Here is a 16,830-nt window from a genome sequence, read left to right on the forward strand (position 1 = left end):
GCTCCAAGGCTAAACTCAGAGAGGTAACACAATGAAAAAACTACTTATTGCGTTGATGACCACAACCGCCGCCATGTCATTGGCTGCGTCGGCGCAGGCCGCCGACAAGCTGAAGGCGTGCTGGGTCTACACCGGCCCGATCGGCGATTTCGGCTATTCCTACCAGCACGACCAGGGCCGCCTCGAGGTGGAGAAGGCGCTCGGCGACAAGGTCGAAACCGCCTATCTCGAAAATGTCTCGGAAGGCCCCGACGCCGACCGCGCTTTCGAGCGTCTGGCGCGTGAAGGCTGTAAGATCATCTTCGGCACCTCCTTCGGCTTCATGGATCCGGAAGTGAAGGTCGCCAAGAAATTCCCGAAGGTGATGTTCGAACACGCCACCGGCTACAAGACCGGTGACAACCTCGGCATCTACAATGCGCGCTTCTATGAGGGCCGCTATGTGCTTGGCCAGATCGCCGCCAAGGAATCGAAGGCTGGCGTCGCCGGCTACATTGTTTCCTTCCCGATCCCCGAAGTGGTGATGGGCATCAACTCCTTCATGCTCGGCGCGCAGTCGGTCAACCCGAACTTCAAGGCCAAGATCGTGTGGGTGAACTCCTGGTTCGATCCGGGCAAGGAAGCCGACGCCGCCAAGGCGCTGTTCGACCAGGGCGCCGACATCATCGTCCAGCACACCGATTCCACCGCTGCCTTGCAGGTTGCCGAGGAGCGCAAGTTGCACGGCTTCGGCCAGTCCTCCGACATGATCAAGTTCGCCCCGAACGCGCAGCTGACTTCGCTGACCGACGAATGGGGTCCGTACTACATCAGCCGCGTGCAGGCGGCTCTGGACGGCACCTGGAAGCCTGACAATGTCTGGCTGGGCATCAAGGATGGCGCCGTGAAGCTCGCGCCCTTCACCAACATGCCGGACGATGTGAAGGCCATGGCCGAGGCCACCGCCAAGAAGATCGCCGAGGGATGGAACCCCTTCACCGGTCCGGTCGCCAAGCAGGACGGCACGCCGTGGCTCAAAGACGGCGAAGTCGCCGACGACGGCACGCTGCTCGGCATGAACTTCTATGTGAAGGGCGTCGACGACAAGCTGCCGCAGTAAGCAGCGGAAACCACAAAACAAAAGGGCGCCGTATGGCGCCCTTTTTCATTCAGCGAGCTGCGCACGCGTGCCGCGAAACCGCGCCAGCGCGGCATCGAGCGTGCGGCTGAGCCAGCTCTTGATCCTACGCTGGGCTGGCCGTTCGAAATACTTCCAGATCGCCCAGGAAATCAGAACCATGAGCGCGACGCAGCCTAAGGCTGCAGCCCATTTGCCGATCCAAGGTGCGGCGGCATTGATCGCGATGTAGCCGACTTTCTGGTGCAGGAGATAAAGCGGATAGGTCAGCCCGCCCAGCGCCAGCGTAAGCGCCGACGGCACGACATAGCTGCGCAGCAGGATCGCGCCGATCAGCAGCGAATGCATGACGACGTTGGCGATCACCAGATGCGGCTGCGAAACGGCGATGCCGTATTCATTCAGCATCCACTGCTGCGTCACCGACAACGTGCTGCAGGACAGAAGGAAGGCAGCGCCAAGCAGCAGCAGGGCTGCCAGCGAGCGGCCATGCGCATGGATGTGGTGGACGAGCACGCCGGCAGCGAAGAAGGGACCGAACTCGGTGATGAACAGCAGCCTGATCGCGCGGCTTTCGATGAAGAACTCGTTCGACGCCGCAATCGCCAGCCAGACGAAGATCAGCCCGAGCTTCCATTTCTGGAAAACGCCGCCGAGCAGACCGAGCGTCACCCACCCGTAGAACACCAGTTCGAGCAGGATCGACCAGTAGACGCCGTCCATGAAGGGCTGGCCGAGCGCCGGCGCGAACATCGACAGATTGGCAGTGTATTGACCGAGCGAGGTTGAAAACAGCGGCGCGCCGAAAGCCATGACGATGACGAAGGTGATGGTCATGCACAGGAGGTAGCCGGGGTAGAGGCGCACGAAGCGTGCGATGGCAAACTCTTGCCAGGCGCGGCCTTCCGCCGACCAGGCAATGACGAAACCGCTGATCAGGAAGAACAGGTTGACGCCGAGATAGCCGTAGAGCGCGAACGGCGCCACAGCCGGATAACCCTCGGCGAGAGCGCCCTCGGCAGCTGCGCCGCGAAAGAAATAATGGAAGAACACCACAGCCAGCGCCGCCGCCAACCTCAACAGGTCCAGCGTCGCGATATGATCCTGCCGGGCAGGTCTGGCATCCATGTGAAGTCTCGGCGTTTACGGTCGGGAAACCATAACGCAGATCGCGACGAAACAGGGTAAACAGCGGCAAATATCGCGAAATTTGGTAAATGGCGGCAGAAGCATCCGACCGGACTCAATTGTCTGCAACACGGTTCCGTGACCCCCTTCACAGACGAGGTCGATTTTTACTTTCATGCTTATCTTGCGGCCTGACGAAATCGGCCGACGTTACTAATTTGAGCAGGAGAATGTCTTATGCAATTGAACAAAAAACTCTTAGCCATCATCGGCAAACGTATTCCAGCCATTTACGACGTCTTCCCGCACGGACCACAATGGCGACTTGCGCAAGTCGCACTCAATCCTCAACCGCTCCCGCCTCACGAACTGGGCGCAGCGATCGCGGACGAATTCGTCCGCTCCGCCTGGTCCGCCGAGCGAGGCGGGCTCGATGCGAAGGCGTTGATGAGCGACCTCGATGATTGGTGCCCGACGCGACCGAAGCACCCGAAGCTTCCGCCGTGGTGGCCGCCGATTCCGGAGCCCGAGCCGCATCCCGAATGGTTCGTGGATTATCATCTGGGATTTGCTGCACGGCTGTCCGTAGTCGCGGCTGGCTCGGCTGGCACGCGGCTGGACAAGACCCTCAATCAGGCGATCGACCGGTCCTTGTCCGCAATGGAGTCCGTGAAGCTCTGACGAAATGCTGCCAAAAACGAGGGCGCCGTAACGGCGCCCTTTTGGCGGCTTTCTAGACCGCTGAACCATAGAGATCGTAAGCGTCGGCGCGGTCGATCTTGACGGTGACGATGTCGCCTTGGCGCAGCGGACGGCGCGACTGGATGTGCACCGAACCGTCGATTTCGGGCGCGTCGTATTTGGTGCGACCCTTGGCCGACGTGCCATGCGCCTCGTCGATCAGCACCGGCAGGCGCTTGCCGACCTTCTTGGCCAACTGCGTCGCCGAAATCTTCTGCTGGCGCTGCATGAAGCGATGCCAGCGCGCTTCCTTGATCTCTTGCGGCACCTGTTCCAGGCCGAGATCGTTGGAGCGGGCGCCCCGGACCGGCTCGTATTTGAAGCAGCCGGCGCGGTCGATCCTGGCCTCGTCCAGCCAGTCGAGCAGCATCTGGAAATCCTCCTCCGTCTCGCCGGGGAAGCCGACGATGAAGGTCGAGCGTATGGCGAGGTCCGGGCACACCTCGCGCCAGCCGCGAATGCGCTCCAGCGTCTTTTCGCCATGGGCGGGCCGACGCATGTTCTTCAGCACCTGCGGCGAGGCGTGCTGGAAGGGGATGTCGAGATAGGGAAGGATTTTTCCGTCCGCCATCAGCGGAATGACATCGGCGACATGCGGGTAGGGGTAGACATAGTGCATGCGCACCCAGATGCCGAGCTTGCCGAGTTCTTCCGACAAATCGAGGAATTTCGCCCGCACCTCGCGGTCGCCGAACATCGACGTCTGGTACTTGATGTCGATGCCGTAGGCGCTGGTATCCTGCGAGATGACGAGCAATTCCTTGACGCCGGCCTTGGCCAGTTTCTCGGCCTCGCGCAGCACATCGGCGGCCGGCCGTGAGACCAGGTCGCCGCGCAGCGCAGGAATGATGCAGAAGGTGCAGCGGTTGTTGCACCCTTCCGAAATCTTGAGATAGGCGTAGTGGCGCGGCGTCAGCTTCACGCCTTGCGGCGGCAAAAGGTCGATATAGGGATCGTGGCTCGGCGGGGCCGCCTCATGCACGGCCGCCATCACGCTCTCATAGGCCTGCGGTCCGGTGATGGCGAGCACGTTGGGGTGCTTTTCACGGATGACGTCGGGCTCGGCGCCGAGGCAGCCGGTGACGATCACCCTACCGTTTTCCGAAAGCGCCGAACCGATGGCGTTGAGTGACTCATCGCGCGCCGAATCGAGGAACCCGCAGGTGTTGACGACGACAAGGTCGGCGCCGTCATGCTTGCGCGCGATCTCATAGCCTTCGGCGCGCAGGCGCGTGATGATGCGCTCGGAATCCACAAGGGCCTTCGGGCATCCAAGGCTGACGAAACTGACGCGAGGGGCAGACATAAAGCAACTTCCGGGTTTTTCGGGATCGGCGGCCCAGTACCACACTTATTGTGGCATTGGTATGGGCAGCGGTTGCGGCGAACGCGACCGCAGCTTCAGGCAGGCGCCCGGGCTGCTACAGAACCTATCTGACCGGCGGCGTCAGCTCACCACGGGACTGACATGCGGCCAGACCTCGACCACGCCGCGATAGACCATGTCGAGCGCGACATAGAGGATGATCAGCAGGCCGACATAGGCGATCCAGCGGTAGCGATGCAGCAGCCTTGCAATAAAGCTCGCGGCGAGGCCCATCAGGGCGATCGACAGCACGAGGCCGATGACCAGCACGGGAAAATGATCGCGCGCCGCACCGGCGACCGCCAGCACATTGTCGAGCGACATCGAGACGTCGGCGACGACGATCTGCAGCGCTGCCTGGCCGAGCGTCTTGCGCGCCTTGCCGGTCGCCACCGTCTTGTCGCCGTCGAGATCGGCATTGGCCAGCGCCTCGGTCGCCTCCTGCTCGTCGGCATGGGACGTGCGCAGCTCGCGCCACATCTTCCAGCACACCCACAACAAAAGGATGCCGCCGGCCAGCAGCAGGCCGACGATTGCCAGCAGCTTGACGGTGACGGCGGCAAACAGGATGCGCAGCACCGTTGCCGCCAGCACGCCGATGAGGATGGCCTTCTTGCGCTGCTCGACCGGCAGGCCCGCTGCGGCAAGGCCAATGACGATGGCGTTGTCGCCGGCAAGCACCAGATCGATGGCGATGACCTGGAGGAGGGCTGTCATGCTTGCGGCGCTGAAAATGTCCATCGACCGGAGGCCCCTTTTTGTTCGCCGCGTGTTCGTCGTCGGATATGTCGACGCCCTAACGTGTATGGTTCCCGCGCGTCAAGAGAACGCTACGGGCAAGGCCAAAAAACCACAGGAATAGCGAAAGCTCGTTCTGCCAGAGAGAACTTTGGTTTTGGAAAATTCAGTCGTAGAGATTGTACTTCGCCCAGTCGGCTTCCGGGATCTCGTCGCCGATGCGGTAACGGAACTGCAGGACCTCCATATGGTCCGGCGCCGTCTCGCATTTGAACTTCAGCCGGTACCATTGCCCCTTGCTGCGGAAGGCCGCGCCCGGGCTGCGAATGGCATCGGCTTTCATTTCCGGCGTGGCGAAGGCGTAGGCGACGACGCGGTCGGCCTTGTACTTGTGGTCGTCATGGCTGATGCGGTCGAGAACCTCGGCGTCGCATCGCTGTTCCAGCCGGGTCTGCGGATCGAGTTTCAGCAGGCCGGCGCGCAAGGCGGCGTCCATCGCGTGGGCCGGCCAGGCCAGCGTCACCGACGCCAGGGCCGCAAGGAATAGTTTTTTCATGGGCGGGAGAACCAGCATATTTCGGGTGAAAAATCAACCGGAGTGCCGATCCGGCCGCGCCCGGCCAGGCTGGCAATTGAAACCAGAAACGGCGCGCAACAGTGCGACGTTGAAGACGTAATCTTCCGGATGGAGCTGTGAGAACCAAGACAAAACGACGTCGCGTTACGGCCCTCGCGCAGACAGCCAGACAGACAGCAGTCCGGTGAGAGAGCCGATGATCCCGATGATCACGCCAGCCCACGTAATGGCGGATTCACGCCGGTCTCTGCGCTCCAGCCGGATCGCTTTTCGAACTTCGGAATAACCGATCGTCGTCAGGTGCCAGGTGTGCAGCTGGGGCGACCGTTCCCAAATGGAGCTGGCCTCGCTCGGATATTCATAAGGAACGTCAAGGCTATTCGCTTTGCGCAGGAGCCTCCGCGTTTTGATCGCCTCGATCGCGTCAACGTGTAACGACGTTTCCCGGTGACGACTGTTTTCAGCATTCTCGCGGTCGTTGGCCGTTTTGGCCTTTGCCAATTCGACATCGTAAGCGCGGTCGATGCGCCTGATAGCGCGCCGGCTTCTGGCAATGTCCACTGCCTCTTTGATCCGGAGTGGCATCCACATGGTTTGCCTCCTTGGAAGTTGCCTACAGGAACTTCCCGGCAAGCGCCGCTCGAAGCTCTCGCGGCAAGGTAATTGGCGGAGGGAGTGGGATTCGAACCCACGGTGGGCTTGCACCCACGCCGGTTTTCAAGACCGGTGCCTTAAACCGCTCGGCCATCCCTCCGTCGTGATTTTTCAATCACTTAGGGTCATCGCTGTCGGTCGGTTCTGAGCGGCGGCGCCGGATTGGCACCGAGGGCGTTCCCGACCGGTTCGCGCTTCATTCCTGTAAAGCGGCATTGAGGGCTGCGTCAACCACCGCGGCGGCGCCTTCCTGCTGTCTAGGGCAACAAGTGCGCATAAATGTTCAGCGTGACAGACGGGTTCGCATGCCGGCGCGGGCAGAGCTCGACCACCAGACGCGCGGGCAGGGCGAGAGGGCGAGCCGCTAGACGAAGGTGACGACGAGCGACCCGACCACTACTGATCCTAAAAGGTTGTAAGGCCCGCTGCCTCATGGTGGCGGGCTTCAAATTGAAGCGCACCTGCATATAGGGGTTTTCATTTAGGCGCTGAAAGTTTCAAACTTGGCACTTTTTCCGCTGCGGTGGCATGCCCATTCAGCCTGCTGAACAGCATGGCAGCGACGATTTCAAACGTCTCCGTCACAATGACCGACTTCTTTGTCCCGGCATCTGGCGCGACCGCGAAGTGGAGCGTCGCCCCGGCGCCGGACGTGCGAGGCTCAATCCTGTAGATCTGATCACTGTTGACCAGGACTCGCCTGCCATTGGTCCTCGTGAGATTCAACCACATCGCAACACCCTTCACACCCTTCCCGATAGTCGCAGGAAAGGGTTGGCACCGCAATTGGCACCGGACACGCCAAGGGAAGGGCAGGGACGGGGCAGGACAGAGCGCGTGTGAGGGCAAAGAAAAAGCCCGGAAAACCGAGCTATTCGGGACCGTCAAAGATCAGTCGGGATGGCGTTCGCCACGTTTCAAGACCGGCGCCTTAAACCGCTCGGCCATCCCTCCAACGAATTGAAATCATTGTTCTTTTTTTGAATTTCCAAACGCTCTTGGAAGGACGGTTGCCAGGCACTTGCCTGTTCGATCGCTGCGTATGGCGGCTTGAAGCGCAATGTCACCCCTTGCTCCGCTGCATCGGCCTGATGCCTGGCATTATAGCCTGGCATTAGGCTTCGCAGCACATGACGCTGGCGGGGAGCATGAGGCTCGGTCGCAACAATTTGTGCCCAAGCCGCCGGACTGCGTCGAATAGGAATGGAGTTTTTTATCATTCGTTTATCTATTCATGATCTCTAATAATCCATGGCATTCAATGCTTTCAGCCAGATCAGGCTTGCCTCGGGGCGCCTAAGGCGCGCCATGGGCGGTAACGTTGCCGTCACCTTTGCCGTCACCTTGCCGGTCGTGGTCGGCGGCGCCGGCCTCGGTGTCGAGACATCCTTCTGGTATTACAGCAGCCTCAAGTTGCAGGCTGTCGCCGATGCCGCAGCCTATGCTGGTGCGCTCGAGAAAGTCGCAGGTTCCGACAATCCGACCATCATCGCTGCCGCCACGCAGTCGGCGACGTCGAACAATTTTGCCACGCCGGGCACGATCGAGGTCAACACGCCGCCATTGTCCGGCCCGAACACCGCGAAGAAGGCGGTGGAGGTCATCGTCAAGCAGAACCTCGATCGCTACTTCACGGCGATCTTCAACAACACGCCGGTTCCCGAACAGGCGAGGGCCGTGGCGCTCATCACCGACGCCTCGAAAGCCTGCGTGCTGGCGCTCAGCCCGTCGGCCGCCCAGGCCGCGCTCTTTTCCGGCAACACCACCGTCAACCTCACGGGCTGCTCGGTCATGTCGGACTCGATTGCCTCGGACGCCATAAAGACGCAAGGGTCGGCGACGATAAAGGCCGACTGTCTGATCACGGTCGGCGGCATGGTGCTGAACGTTCCACCAACCACGGTCTGCAAGTCCAACATCACCCAGGCGTTGCCGGCAGCCGATCCCTACGCCGATCTGCCGACGCCCACCGGCGGCAACCCGTGCAAGAATGTCAACGGCAACAAAAACTCGCAAACACTCCAGCCTGGCACGTACTGCAGCGGCATGAGCCTTAGCGGCAATGTCACCCTGCAGCCCGGCGTCTATGTCGTGCAGGGCGCTATGAAGGTCAACGCCAACGCGGTCGTCGCGGGCAGCGGAGTAACCATCTTCATGGCCGGCAGCAACACCGTCAGCATGAACGGCAACGCCACGGTGACGCTGAGCGCGCCGACCTCCGGAGCCTATTCCGGCGTGCTGTTCTATGGCGACAGGACGGGGACTGCGGCGCAGAGCACCTTCAATGGCACCGCGAACTCGCTGTTGACCGGCGCCATCTATTTCCCCCGGCAGCAGGTCAACTACCTCGGCAACTTCTCCGGGAGCGGCGGCTGCACCCAGGTCGTCGCCGACACCATCCAGTGGTCCGGCAGTACGACCATCAAGCAGGACTGCACCGACCTCGGAATTGACGACATTCCGGCGACGCAGTCCGTTCAGCTCGTCGAGTAGCGGGGATGGGCGGGCGGACCTTGCGCATTGTCGGGGACAGATCCGGGGTAGCTGCCGTGGAATTTGCCATGGTGCTGCCCGTCCTGTGCCTCGTCTGCTTCGGCATCGCCGACGGCTGGTCCTATGTGACGAGTTACCTGCAGATGCGCGCCGGCGTCAAAACCGCGGCCAATCTCGTGATGGCCGGCGCGTCCAATGACACAGGAACGCAGGCGGTCGCGCTTTCGAGCTGGAACAACAAGCCCGATGACGCCGCGGTCGTGCTGGTCCGCTCCTATATGTGCGGCACCACGGTTGTGGATGCGACCACCATCTGCGGCGGAGCGAAGCTGCCGACCATCTTCGTCCAGATAAGCGCGACGGGCACCTGGGTGCCCCCATTCAACTTCGGTGTCTTCCCGGACCCGCGAGCGATCAGTCATCAGCAGGTGATCCGTGTCCGCTGAAAGGATCGGGTCCAGATGGTGCCGTGGCTGCTCCGGCGCAGCGGGGCTGGAATTCGCCCTGATCGCGCCTTTCCTGGTGATGCTCCTGTTCGGAATCTTCGCCTTCGGCTGGGCCATGAATGCCGTGTCGACCGTCCGCTATACGCTGGAAACATCGTCCCGTGCCTTGCAGCTGAACAACACGTTGACGCAGAGCGACATCCAGGCCATCGCTACGCAGAAATTGGTGAACATGGGTCTGAAAAACGTCGTTGTGACGATCGCGACCGACCCTGCCAGCGGCGGCTTCAAGATGGCGCATCTGACCGCCAGCTATGCCTTCGTCATCGCCTTCCCGTATTTCGACCAATACCCCATCAATTACTCGACAACCGTCACCGTGCCGCTGGTTGCCAACTAAGGATAACCGCCGGTGCGCGCCGCAAAGACCGTCAACAGCGCAGGGTTATCGGCTGCCGATATCTGCCGAAACATGGCAGCGGACCCGCTCATTCTGCCGCCAACATTGACAATGCGGCGAAGCACCGGCCAATCTGCGTTTGCTAACATAAGAGCAAAGGGGGAGACGATGAAAAAGACCTACGAGAAGCCGACCCTGACAAAGCGCCAGCGGCTGTCGCAGGTGACAGCGCAGGAAATCGGGTCCATCGAGCCGAAATGACGGATACGCCGGCACCGGTGTGATGGCACTGCCGCCACAATCCTGCCCGGTTCCGGACACAATCGATTAATACGCTGATAAGCAATTCCTGCGCACAAGGGGATGGGGATTGGCGCGTCGCAGGCATTGCTGCTTTGGCTCCGCCGAGATTCTAAAAGCGGTGCCTGTGTCGACACGGTAGGGGACATCAGAAAACATGCAGACCACGACGCATCGGCGTCTTCGTCGCGCTCCTGCTTTGGTCTTGTGCGCTCTTTCGGCTGCGTTGCTGGCGGCCTGCGCGTCGCCGCAGCCCAAGGCCATGGTCGACACCCGCAAGCCTCGTTCCAAGGAATATTTTGCCGAGACCGAGTATGGCGTGAAGGCCAGCCCGCGCGTCCAATACATGCGGCGCGGCGGCGGCCGCGACCAGCTGGGTAAGCCCTATCAGGTGCGCGGCAAATGGTATTATCCCAAGGAAGAGAAACGCTACGCCAAGGTCGGTCTGGCCTCCTGGTATGGCGACGCCTTCCACGGTCGTCTCACCGCCAATGGTGAAGTCTATGACATGACGCATCTGACGGCGGCGCATCCGACCATGCCGCTGCCGAGCTATGCCCGCGTCACCAACCTCGAAACCGGCAGTTCGGTTATCGTGCGCGTCAACGACCGCGGCCCGTACCATGAAGGCCGCATCATCGACGTCTCCGAGCGTGCCGCGCAGATGCTCGACTACGCCAAGGTCGGCACCGCCAAGGTCAAGGTCGAATATGTCGGCCGCGCGCCGCTCGACGGCGACGACGACCAGTATCTGATGGCGTCCTACCATCCAGGCAACCGCATACCGGACCCGTCGGACGGTTTGCCGACCGGCGTGATGGTTGCCATGAACGGACCGTCGCCAAGCCTGCCGGTCGGCGCCGCCGCCGTGCCGTTCCCCGGCCAGTTGACCAATTCCGGCACCGAGGCGCAGCCCGTAATGTCGGTGCAGGCGCCGGCTTTCGGCGACATCACGCTGCCCGAATTCGGGCCGATCGTGCCTCAGCGGCCCGAGTCACCTTTTACCGTGGCCTCGCTGTCCTATGCGGATGAACGCGTGCAGCGCGCCGACGTCTTTGCCGCACTGGACGACCAGGGCATGTCGCCGGCCGACATCCTGCAATCGTGGAAAAAATCCAATCCACAGGCCGCACCGGCAACGTCCGATTATGTCGCCGCCGGCTCCTTCGACGATGCCGGCGAGGCAAAGCGGGTGGCCGATGCTCTCAAACCCTTCGGCAGAACCGAAATCCAGAGCACCGAACTCGACGGCAATGACTGGTACGCGGTCAATCTCTATCCGGACGGCCACGGCAATGTCGACGACCTCCTGCGCGCGGCGTGGTCGCATGGCGCGCCGGACGCACTGGCCGTGCGCGACTGATCAACAACGGCGTGCCGGTTTTCCCATTGCGCGGTTGATCCGCCGGGAAGAAGCCTGATAGCCTTGCGGCACGTTTCCTGCAGGCCAACGGGTCGAGCACCTCATGCGATTTCGCCTTGTCCACCCTTTTGCCGGGCTTTTGGGTCTTGGCCTTTTGTTGGCCGCACTGGTTCCGGCCAACGCGCAGCTTTTTGAGACCAAGGCCACGCAGGCTTTCATGATCGATGCCGAAACCGGCACGGTGCTGTTTTCCAAGGATGCCGACCAACCGATCCCGCCAGCCTCGATGGCCAAGCTGATGACCATGGAGATGGTTTTCAACGCCCTCAAGTCGAAGCGCATGACCCTCGACGACACCTTCGTGGTCTCGGAGAACGCCTGGCGCAAGGGTGGCGCCCCGTCGGGAACGTCGACCATGTTCGCCAAGCTCAAATCGGCGGTCCGGGTCGAGGACCTGATCCAGGGCGTCACCATACAAGCCGCCAATGACGGCTGCATGGTGCTGGCCGAGGGCATGGCGGGCTCGGAAGAGAATTTCGCCGCGCAGATGAATGATCGCGCCCGCCAGATCGGGCTGGTGAAATCGACATTCGTCAATTCGACCGGCCTGCCGGCCGACGGTCAGCAGACGACGGTGCGCGAATTGGCGCAGCTCGGCCTGCATATGTGGCGCGAATATCCCGATCTCTACCTCTACTACGGCCGGGCCGATTTCACCTGGAACAAGATTTCGCAAAGGAACCGCAACCCGTTGCTGGCCATGGGCATCGGCGCCGACGGGCTGGCGGTCGGTTCAAGTGAGGCGGGCGGGTTCGGCATCGTCGGCTCGGTCAGCCATGACGGCACGCGGGTGATCGCTGCGATGAGCGGATTGGCGAACGATCGCGAGCGCGCCGAGGAAGCGCGAAAACTGCTCGAATGGGGTGTCCGGTCCTTCGAGAAGACCGAGATTTTCGCCAGCAATGAAGTGGTCGGCGAGGCGCAGGTGTTCGGCGGCGCCAAATCCGGCGTGGCGCTGAAGGCAAAGGCGCCCATCAACGTGCTGCTGCCGATCGCCAACCGCGACAAGCTGACCGCCAAGATCGTCTATCAGGGGCCGGTATCGGCGCCGGTGGAGGAGGGCCAGCCCGTCGGTGTGCTGCGCGTCTGGATCGGCGACACGCTGAGCCAGGAGACGCCGCTGTTCGCCGCCGAACCGGTCGGCGTCGGTACGCTGCCGCAACGCGCCTTCGACGCCGCCAGGGAACTGGCCGTCGGCTGGTTGCGTTAGAGCAGCGTTAGAATCGTGGACCTTTGACAAGGTCCGGACTATGACGTCAGCGCAAAGCAGGACAGAAGGCCTTTCGGTTGGCGCGCGGATTTTTCATCACCTTCGAAGGCGGCGAGGGCGCCGGCAAGTCGACGCAGATCGAGCGGCTGGCCAGGAAGATGCGCGCCAAGAAGTACGATGTGCTCCTTACTCGCGAACCCGGGGGGTCACCCGGCGCCGAGGCGGTCAGGCATGTGCTCCTGTCCGGCGCCGCCGAGCCATTCGGGCCGAAAATGGAGGCGCTGCTTTTCGCCGCCGCGCGTTCCGACCATGTCGAGCAGGTCATTAGGCCGGCGGTGGAGCGCGGCTCCATCGTGCTGTGCGACCGTTTCCTGGATTCGTCCCGTGTCTATCAGGGCGTCACCGGCGGCCTCGATCCCGAATTCATGGAAGCGCTGGAAGAGGTCGCCATCAACGGCATGATGCCAGACATGACGCTGATCCTCGACATAGATCCCGCCGAAGGCTTGCGGCGCGCCACCGCGCGGCGTGGCGCCGGCGACGGTCCGGACCGCTTCGAAAAGGAGACGCTGGACATCCATCAGCGCCGCCGCGACGCTTTTCTGGCGATCGCCGCCGCCGAGCCGGATCGCTGCATCGTCATCGATGCCTCAGCCGATCCCGCCACGGTGGAGGACGTCGTCACCGCGGCGGTCTTCGCCGCACTCGAGGCGAGGGCGCCCGCGCGCAACAGACAGGCGGCGCCCGCATGATCTTCGAACGCATTGCCCCCGAACAGCACGACACGCTGGACGGCGTGCCGGAGCCGTCCGAAACGCTGCGCCTGGTCGGCCATGAGCAGGCGGCCGCGATGCTCGCCGCCGCCTACCGCTCGGGAAAGCTGCCACATGCGCTGATCTTTGCCGGACCGGTCGGCATCGGCAAGGCAACGCTGGCCTTTCACCTGGCGCATCATCTGTTGAAGCATCCGGCCTTCGAAACAGCGCCGGACGTGTTTGCCGTTCCCGATCCTGCGTCGCCACTGTTTCGCCAGATCGCCACCGGAGCGCATCCCGGCGTGCTGCATCTGACCCGGCCGCTGAACGACAAGACTAAGAGCTTCAAGACGGTTGTCACCGTCGATGAGATCCGCAAGGTCAACCGCTTCCTGTCGCTCACCTCGCATGACGGCAGCTACCGGGTGGTGATCGTCGATCCGGCCGACGACATGAACACCAACGCCGCCAATGCCTTGCTGAAAAATCTCGAGGAGCCGCCGGCCCGCACGCTGTTCATCCTCATCGTCCATGCGCCGGGCAGCCTGTTGCCGACGATCCGTTCGCGCTGCCAGATGGTGCGGCTGACGCCGCTCGACGCAGGCAGCCTGATGCGCGTTCTGGAAACCGTCGAGCCGCCGCCACCGGCCGATCCGGCGGCGCGCGCGGCGCTGGCCGAACGGGCAGGGGGCAGCGCCCGCAATGCGATCCTTCTGACCCAATATGGCGGGCTGGAGATCGCCGGCACGCTCGACGCCCTGGTGACGGCAGGCAAGAGCGACGTCGCCGGCGCCTATCGCCTTGCCGAGGCGGTCGCCGGCCGCGACCAGGCGATCCAGTTCGACATCTTCAACCGCCGCGCGCTCGATCTGCTCTCGGCGGGCGCCAGCGACGCGGCACTGGCCGGCGACCTCAAGCGGGCGAAAACGCTCTCCGACACTTGGCACGAGGCGCTGAACGCTATATCTGAGACGGACACCTACAATCTCGACAAGAAGCAGCACGCCTTGACCATGATCGACCGCCTGAATTCCGCAATGCGAATGTGACCGGATCCGGCCTCGGGTCGGGATGGCAATCGCCGTCTCGATGCGATATCCACCGCCTCACATTCAATTCGGACATTCATGACGGTTCATTCATGTCACGCGACACATTCTACATCACGACGCCGATTTTCTATCCGAACGGCAAGCCTCATATCGGCCACGCCTATACGGTCATTGCCACCGACGCACTGGCCCGCTTCCAGCGTCTCGACGGCAAGGACGTGTTCTTCCTGACCGGCACCGACGAACACGGCCTCAAGATGCAGCAGACAGCCGAGAAGGAAGGCATAACGCCTCTCGCGCTTGCCGACCGCAACTCGGCGATCTTCCGTTCCATGACAGAGGTCCTGGGCGGCTCGAATGATGACTACATCCGCACGACGGAACCGCGCCACTACGCGTCCTGCCAGGCGATCTGGAAGGCGATGGCCGCCAATGGCGACATCTATCTCGACCGCTACAGCGGCTGGTATTCGGTCCGCCAGGAAGCCTATTTCGAAGAGAGCGAAACCACGCTCGGCGACGACGGCGTGCGGCGCGAACCGCTTGGCTCGCCGGTCGAATGGAATGAGGAAGAAAGCTACTTCTTCCGGCTTTCCGCCTATCAGGACAAATTGCTTGCGCTGTACGAAAACCAGCCCGATTTCGTCGGTCCGGCCGAGCGCCGAAATGAGGTGATGAGCTTCGTCAAATCCGGCCTCAAGGATATCTCGGTCTCGCGCACGACGTTTAATTGGGGCGTGCCGGTGCCGGGCGATGACAAGCATGTGATGTATGTCTGGGTCGACGCCTTGACCAACTACATCACCGCCGCCGGCTATCCCGACACCAAGGCCGAGCAATGGCGCTACTGGCCGGCCACGCACATCATCGGCAAGGACATCGTCCGCTTTCATGCAGTCTATTGGCCGGCTTTCCTGATGTCGGCGGGCATCGAACTGCCAAAGCGCGTGTTCGCGCACGGCTTCCTGTTCAACCGCGGCGAGAAAATGTCGAAGTCGGTCGGCAATGTCGTCGACCCCTTCACCATGGTCGAGCATTACGGCCTCGACCAGGTGCGCTATTTCTTCCTGCGCGAGGTGCCGTTCGGCCAGGACGGCAGCTACAGCCATGAAGCCATCGTCAACCGCACCAATGCCGACCTTGCCAACGGCCTCGGCAATCTGGCGCAGCGCTCGCTGTCGATGATCGCCAAGAACTGCGGCGGCGTGGTGCCGCAACGCGGCGAGTTGACCGAAGCCGACAGCGCCATCCTCGACCAGGCGGTAGAAGCGCTTGGCGCGGCGCGCAAGGCGATGGCGGAGCAGGGCATCCACCTGGCGCTGGCGGCGATCTTCGGCGTGGTGGCGGAGGCCGATCGTTACTTCGCCTCGCAGGCACCCTGGGCGCTGAAGAAGACCGATCCGGCGCGGATGGAAACAGTGCTGTGGACGACCGCCGAGCTAGTACGGCGCTTGGCGTTGCTGTGCCAGCCCTACATTCCGGGGTCGGCGGCAAAGCTGCTCGACCTGCTGGCGGTGCCGGCGGACAATCGTGAGTTCGCGCATGTCCACGCCGACTATGCACTGGTGCCCGGCACAGCGTTGCCCGTGCCGGAGGGGGTGTTTCCGCGTTACGTCGAAAAGCCGGAGGCGAGCGCCTGATGCTCGTCGACAGCCATTGCCATCTCGACTTTCCGGACTTCGCCGAGGAGCGGGCGGCCATCGTCGCCCGCGCCAAGGCCGCCGGAATTGGCCGCATGGTGACCATCTCGACACGCGTGAAGCGGTTTCAGCAAGTGCTTGAGATTGCTGAGAGTTTCGACGAGGTCTATTGCTCGGTCGGCACCCATCCGCACAATGCTAGCGAAGAGCTTGATGTGACGGCTGACGAGCTTGTGCGCCTGTCCGCGCATCCCAAAGTGGTGGCGATCGGCGAAGCCGGCCTTGACTACTATTACGACAAGGCGCCGCGCGACGCGCAGGCGCAGGGCTTTCGCACCCATATCGCGGCCGCGCGCGAGACCGGCCTGCCGCTGGTCATCCATTCGCGCGACGCCGACGACGACATGGCAGCGATCCTCGAAGACGAAACAGGGAAGGGCGCCTTCCCTTTCATCCTGCATTGTTTTTCCTCGGGGCGCCGGCTGGCCGAAGTGGGCGTGGCGCTCGGCGGCTATGTGTCCTTCTCAGGCATACTGACCTTCAAGAACTCTGCCGATTTACGCACCATTGCCGCCGACGTGCCGCATGACCGGCTGCTGGTCGAGACCGACGCGCCCTATCTGGCGCCGGTGCCGTTTCGCGGCAAGCGCAACGAACCGGCCTATGTCGCGCACACGGCCAACGTGCTGGCCGAAACCATCGGCGTTGGCGAGGCCGAGATCGCGACGCTGACGACGGCGAATTTCTTCCGGCTGTTCGGCAAGATGCCGCGGCCCGCCGGGCTCTGACG

19 protein-coding genes and 1 tRNA gene are annotated in these 16,830 nt (G+C 62.4%); 13 read left to right on the forward strand and 7 right to left on the reverse strand.

Annotation, left to right across the window (positions count from 1 at the left end; all coding sequences use genetic code 11):
- The first annotated feature begins 31 nt into the window (after window positions 1-31).
- On the forward strand, window positions 32-1,099 hold the full coding sequence (locus tag AC1DYC_RS06300) for a BMP family ABC transporter substrate-binding protein (RefSeq protein ID WP_477404824.1): 1,068 nt from the start codon (window positions 32-34) through the stop codon (window positions 1,097-1,099).
- A 45-nt stretch (window positions 1,100-1,144) separates the two neighbouring features.
- On the opposite strand, the gene AC1DYC_RS06305 is transcribed toward AC1DYC_RS06300, so the two are convergent.
- Window positions 1,145-2,245, reverse strand: a complete 1,101-nt coding sequence (locus AC1DYC_RS06305) for an acyltransferase family protein (protein ID WP_477404826.1) — start codon at window positions 2,243-2,245, stop codon at window positions 1,145-1,147.
- A 237-nt stretch (window positions 2,246-2,482) separates the two neighbouring features.
- Here AC1DYC_RS06305 and AC1DYC_RS06310 point away from each other — a divergent pair, with 237 nt between their 5' ends.
- Window positions 2,483-2,926, forward strand: a complete 444-nt coding sequence (locus AC1DYC_RS06310; RefSeq protein WP_477404828.1) for a hypothetical protein — start codon at window positions 2,483-2,485, stop codon at window positions 2,924-2,926.
- A gap of 52 nt (window positions 2,927-2,978) precedes the next feature.
- On the opposite strand, the gene rimO is transcribed toward AC1DYC_RS06310, so the two are convergent.
- Together rimO and AC1DYC_RS06320 are read right to left on the reverse strand one after the other, a co-directional pair.
- Window positions 2,979-4,292: a 30S ribosomal protein S12 methylthiotransferase RimO gene (gene rimO, locus AC1DYC_RS06315; protein WP_477404830.1), complete on the reverse strand. Its 1,314-nt coding sequence runs from the start codon at window positions 4,290-4,292 to the stop codon at window positions 2,979-2,981.
- A gap of 141 nt (window positions 4,293-4,433) precedes the next feature.
- Window positions 4,434-5,093, reverse strand: a complete 660-nt coding sequence (locus tag AC1DYC_RS06320) for a TerC family protein (RefSeq protein WP_181056948.1) — start codon at window positions 5,091-5,093, stop codon at window positions 4,434-4,436.
- On the opposite strand from AC1DYC_RS06320, the gene AC1DYC_RS06325 reads away from it, so the two are divergent.
- Window positions 5,068-5,214, forward strand: coding sequence for a hypothetical protein (locus AC1DYC_RS06325; RefSeq protein ID WP_477408338.1), 147 nt, complete (start codon window positions 5,068-5,070; stop codon window positions 5,212-5,214). The two genes, AC1DYC_RS06320 and AC1DYC_RS06325, sit on opposite strands and share 26 nt — an antisense overlap.
- 42 nt (window positions 5,215-5,256) lie before the next feature.
- On the opposite strand, the gene AC1DYC_RS06330 is transcribed toward AC1DYC_RS06325, so the two are convergent.
- The 4 genes from AC1DYC_RS06330 to AC1DYC_RS06345 form a co-directional block, all read right to left on the reverse strand.
- Window positions 5,257-5,664 (reverse strand): DUF930 domain-containing protein, encoded by a 408-nt coding sequence (locus AC1DYC_RS06330; protein ID WP_181056947.1) that lies wholly within the window; start codon window positions 5,662-5,664, stop codon window positions 5,257-5,259.
- A gap of 147 nt (window positions 5,665-5,811) precedes the next feature.
- The gene (locus tag AC1DYC_RS06335) at window positions 5,812-6,258 is read right to left on the reverse strand and encodes a hypothetical protein (RefSeq protein ID WP_477404832.1); all 447 of its coding nucleotides are present in this window, start codon (window positions 6,256-6,258) and stop codon (window positions 5,812-5,814) included.
- A 73-nt stretch (window positions 6,259-6,331) separates the two neighbouring features.
- Window positions 6,332-6,421: transfer RNA gene (locus AC1DYC_RS06340), tRNA-Ser, on the reverse strand.
- 377 nt (window positions 6,422-6,798) lie between these two features.
- Window positions 6,799-7,053, reverse strand: a complete 255-nt coding sequence (locus AC1DYC_RS06345; RefSeq protein ID WP_477404834.1) for a hypothetical protein — start codon at window positions 7,051-7,053, stop codon at window positions 6,799-6,801.
- 519 nt (window positions 7,054-7,572) lie between these two features.
- On the opposite strand from AC1DYC_RS06345, the gene AC1DYC_RS06350 reads away from it, so the two are divergent.
- The 10 genes from AC1DYC_RS06350 (at window position 7,573) to AC1DYC_RS06395 (ending at window position 16,828) form a co-directional block, all read left to right on the forward strand.
- Complete coding sequence (locus AC1DYC_RS06350; RefSeq protein ID WP_477404836.1) at window positions 7,573-8,814, forward strand: pilus assembly protein TadG-related protein; 1,242 nt, start codon at window positions 7,573-7,575, stop codon at window positions 8,812-8,814.
- Window positions 8,815-8,819: 5 nt separating this feature from the next.
- Window positions 8,820-9,260 (forward strand): TadE/TadG family type IV pilus assembly protein, encoded by a 441-nt coding sequence (locus tag AC1DYC_RS06355; protein ID WP_477404838.1) that lies wholly within the window; start codon window positions 8,820-8,822, stop codon window positions 9,258-9,260.
- Entirely contained in the window at window positions 9,250-9,660 is a 411-nt protein-coding gene (locus AC1DYC_RS06360; RefSeq protein ID WP_477404840.1) for a TadE/TadG family type IV pilus assembly protein, read from the forward strand. The genes AC1DYC_RS06355 and AC1DYC_RS06360 overlap by 11 nt, the downstream gene beginning before the upstream one ends.
- Window positions 9,661-9,828: 168 nt before the next feature.
- Complete coding sequence (locus AC1DYC_RS06365) at window positions 9,829-9,921, forward strand: putative RiPP precursor (RefSeq protein ID WP_477404842.1); 93 nt, start codon at window positions 9,829-9,831, stop codon at window positions 9,919-9,921.
- Between the two features lie 196 nt (window positions 9,922-10,117).
- The gene (locus tag AC1DYC_RS06370; protein WP_477404844.1) at window positions 10,118-11,323 is read left to right on the forward strand and encodes a septal ring lytic transglycosylase RlpA family protein; all 1,206 of its coding nucleotides are present in this window, start codon (window positions 10,118-10,120) and stop codon (window positions 11,321-11,323) included.
- A 103-nt stretch (window positions 11,324-11,426) separates the two neighbouring features.
- Complete coding sequence (locus AC1DYC_RS06375) at window positions 11,427-12,593, forward strand: D-alanyl-D-alanine carboxypeptidase family protein (protein WP_477404845.1); 1,167 nt, start codon at window positions 11,427-11,429, stop codon at window positions 12,591-12,593.
- A 77-nt stretch (window positions 12,594-12,670) separates the two neighbouring features.
- Window positions 12,671-13,345: a dTMP kinase gene (gene tmk, locus AC1DYC_RS06380; protein WP_477305394.1), complete on the forward strand. Its 675-nt coding sequence runs from the start codon at window positions 12,671-12,673 to the stop codon at window positions 13,343-13,345.
- Window positions 13,342-14,397 (forward strand): DNA polymerase III subunit delta', encoded by a 1,056-nt coding sequence (locus AC1DYC_RS06385; protein WP_477404847.1) that lies wholly within the window; start codon window positions 13,342-13,344, stop codon window positions 14,395-14,397. The genes tmk and AC1DYC_RS06385 overlap by 4 nt, the downstream gene beginning before the upstream one ends.
- Window positions 14,398-14,489: 92 nt before the next feature.
- Window positions 14,490-16,040 (forward strand): methionine--tRNA ligase, encoded by a 1,551-nt coding sequence (gene metG, locus AC1DYC_RS06390; RefSeq protein ID WP_477404849.1) that lies wholly within the window; start codon window positions 14,490-14,492, stop codon window positions 16,038-16,040.
- On the forward strand, window positions 16,040-16,828 hold the full coding sequence (locus AC1DYC_RS06395; RefSeq protein WP_477305400.1) for a TatD family hydrolase: 789 nt from the start codon (window positions 16,040-16,042) through the stop codon (window positions 16,826-16,828). Before metG ends, AC1DYC_RS06395 begins: the two co-directional genes overlap by 1 nt.
- Window positions 16,829-16,830: the final 2 nt, after the last annotated feature.

Source organism: Mesorhizobium sp. P2_E7 (assembly GCF_056403855.1).

Bases quoted from the DNA above. Each gene is read 5' to 3' on its own strand.
- metG (WP_477404849.1), top strand. From the start codon at position 14,490: ATGTCACGCGACACATTCTACATCACGACGCCGATTTTCTATCCGAAC.
- AC1DYC_RS06300 (WP_477404824.1), top strand. From the start codon at position 32: ATGAAAAAACTACTTATTGCGTTGATGACCACAACCGCCGCCATGTCA.
- AC1DYC_RS06395 (WP_477305400.1), top strand. From the start codon at position 16,040: ATGCTCGTCGACAGCCATTGCCATCTCGACTTTCCGGACTTCGCCGAG.
- AC1DYC_RS06325 (WP_477408338.1), top strand. From the start codon at position 5,068: ATGCTTGCGGCGCTGAAAATGTCCATCGACCGGAGGCCCCTTTTTGTT.
- AC1DYC_RS06365 (WP_477404842.1), top strand. From the start codon at position 9,829: ATGAAAAAGACCTACGAGAAGCCGACCCTGACAAAGCGCCAGCGGCTG.
- AC1DYC_RS06310 (WP_477404828.1), top strand. From the start codon at position 2,483: ATGCAATTGAACAAAAAACTCTTAGCCATCATCGGCAAACGTATTCCA.
- AC1DYC_RS06335 (WP_477404832.1), bottom strand. From the start codon at position 6,258: ATGTGGATGCCACTCCGGATCAAAGAGGCAGTGGACATTGCCAGAAGC.
- AC1DYC_RS06330 (WP_181056947.1), bottom strand. From the start codon at position 5,664: ATGCTGGTTCTCCCGCCCATGAAAAAACTATTCCTTGCGGCCCTGGCG.
- AC1DYC_RS06355 (WP_477404838.1), top strand. From the start codon at position 8,820: ATGGGCGGGCGGACCTTGCGCATTGTCGGGGACAGATCCGGGGTAGCT.
- AC1DYC_RS06320 (WP_181056948.1), bottom strand. From the start codon at position 5,093: ATGGACATTTTCAGCGCCGCAAGCATGACAGCCCTCCTCCAGGTCATC.
- AC1DYC_RS06345 (WP_477404834.1), bottom strand. From the start codon at position 7,053: ATGTGGTTGAATCTCACGAGGACCAATGGCAGGCGAGTCCTGGTCAAC.
- AC1DYC_RS06350 (WP_477404836.1), top strand. From the start codon at position 7,573: ATGGCATTCAATGCTTTCAGCCAGATCAGGCTTGCCTCGGGGCGCCTA.
- AC1DYC_RS06375 (WP_477404845.1), top strand. From the start codon at position 11,427: ATGCGATTTCGCCTTGTCCACCCTTTTGCCGGGCTTTTGGGTCTTGGC.
- AC1DYC_RS06305 (WP_477404826.1), bottom strand. From the start codon at position 2,245: ATGGATGCCAGACCTGCCCGGCAGGATCATATCGCGACGCTGGACCTG.
- AC1DYC_RS06385 (WP_477404847.1), top strand. From the start codon at position 13,342: ATGATCTTCGAACGCATTGCCCCCGAACAGCACGACACGCTGGACGGC.
- rimO (WP_477404830.1), bottom strand. From the start codon at position 4,292: ATGTCTGCCCCTCGCGTCAGTTTCGTCAGCCTTGGATGCCCGAAGGCC.
- AC1DYC_RS06370 (WP_477404844.1), top strand. From the start codon at position 10,118: ATGCAGACCACGACGCATCGGCGTCTTCGTCGCGCTCCTGCTTTGGTC.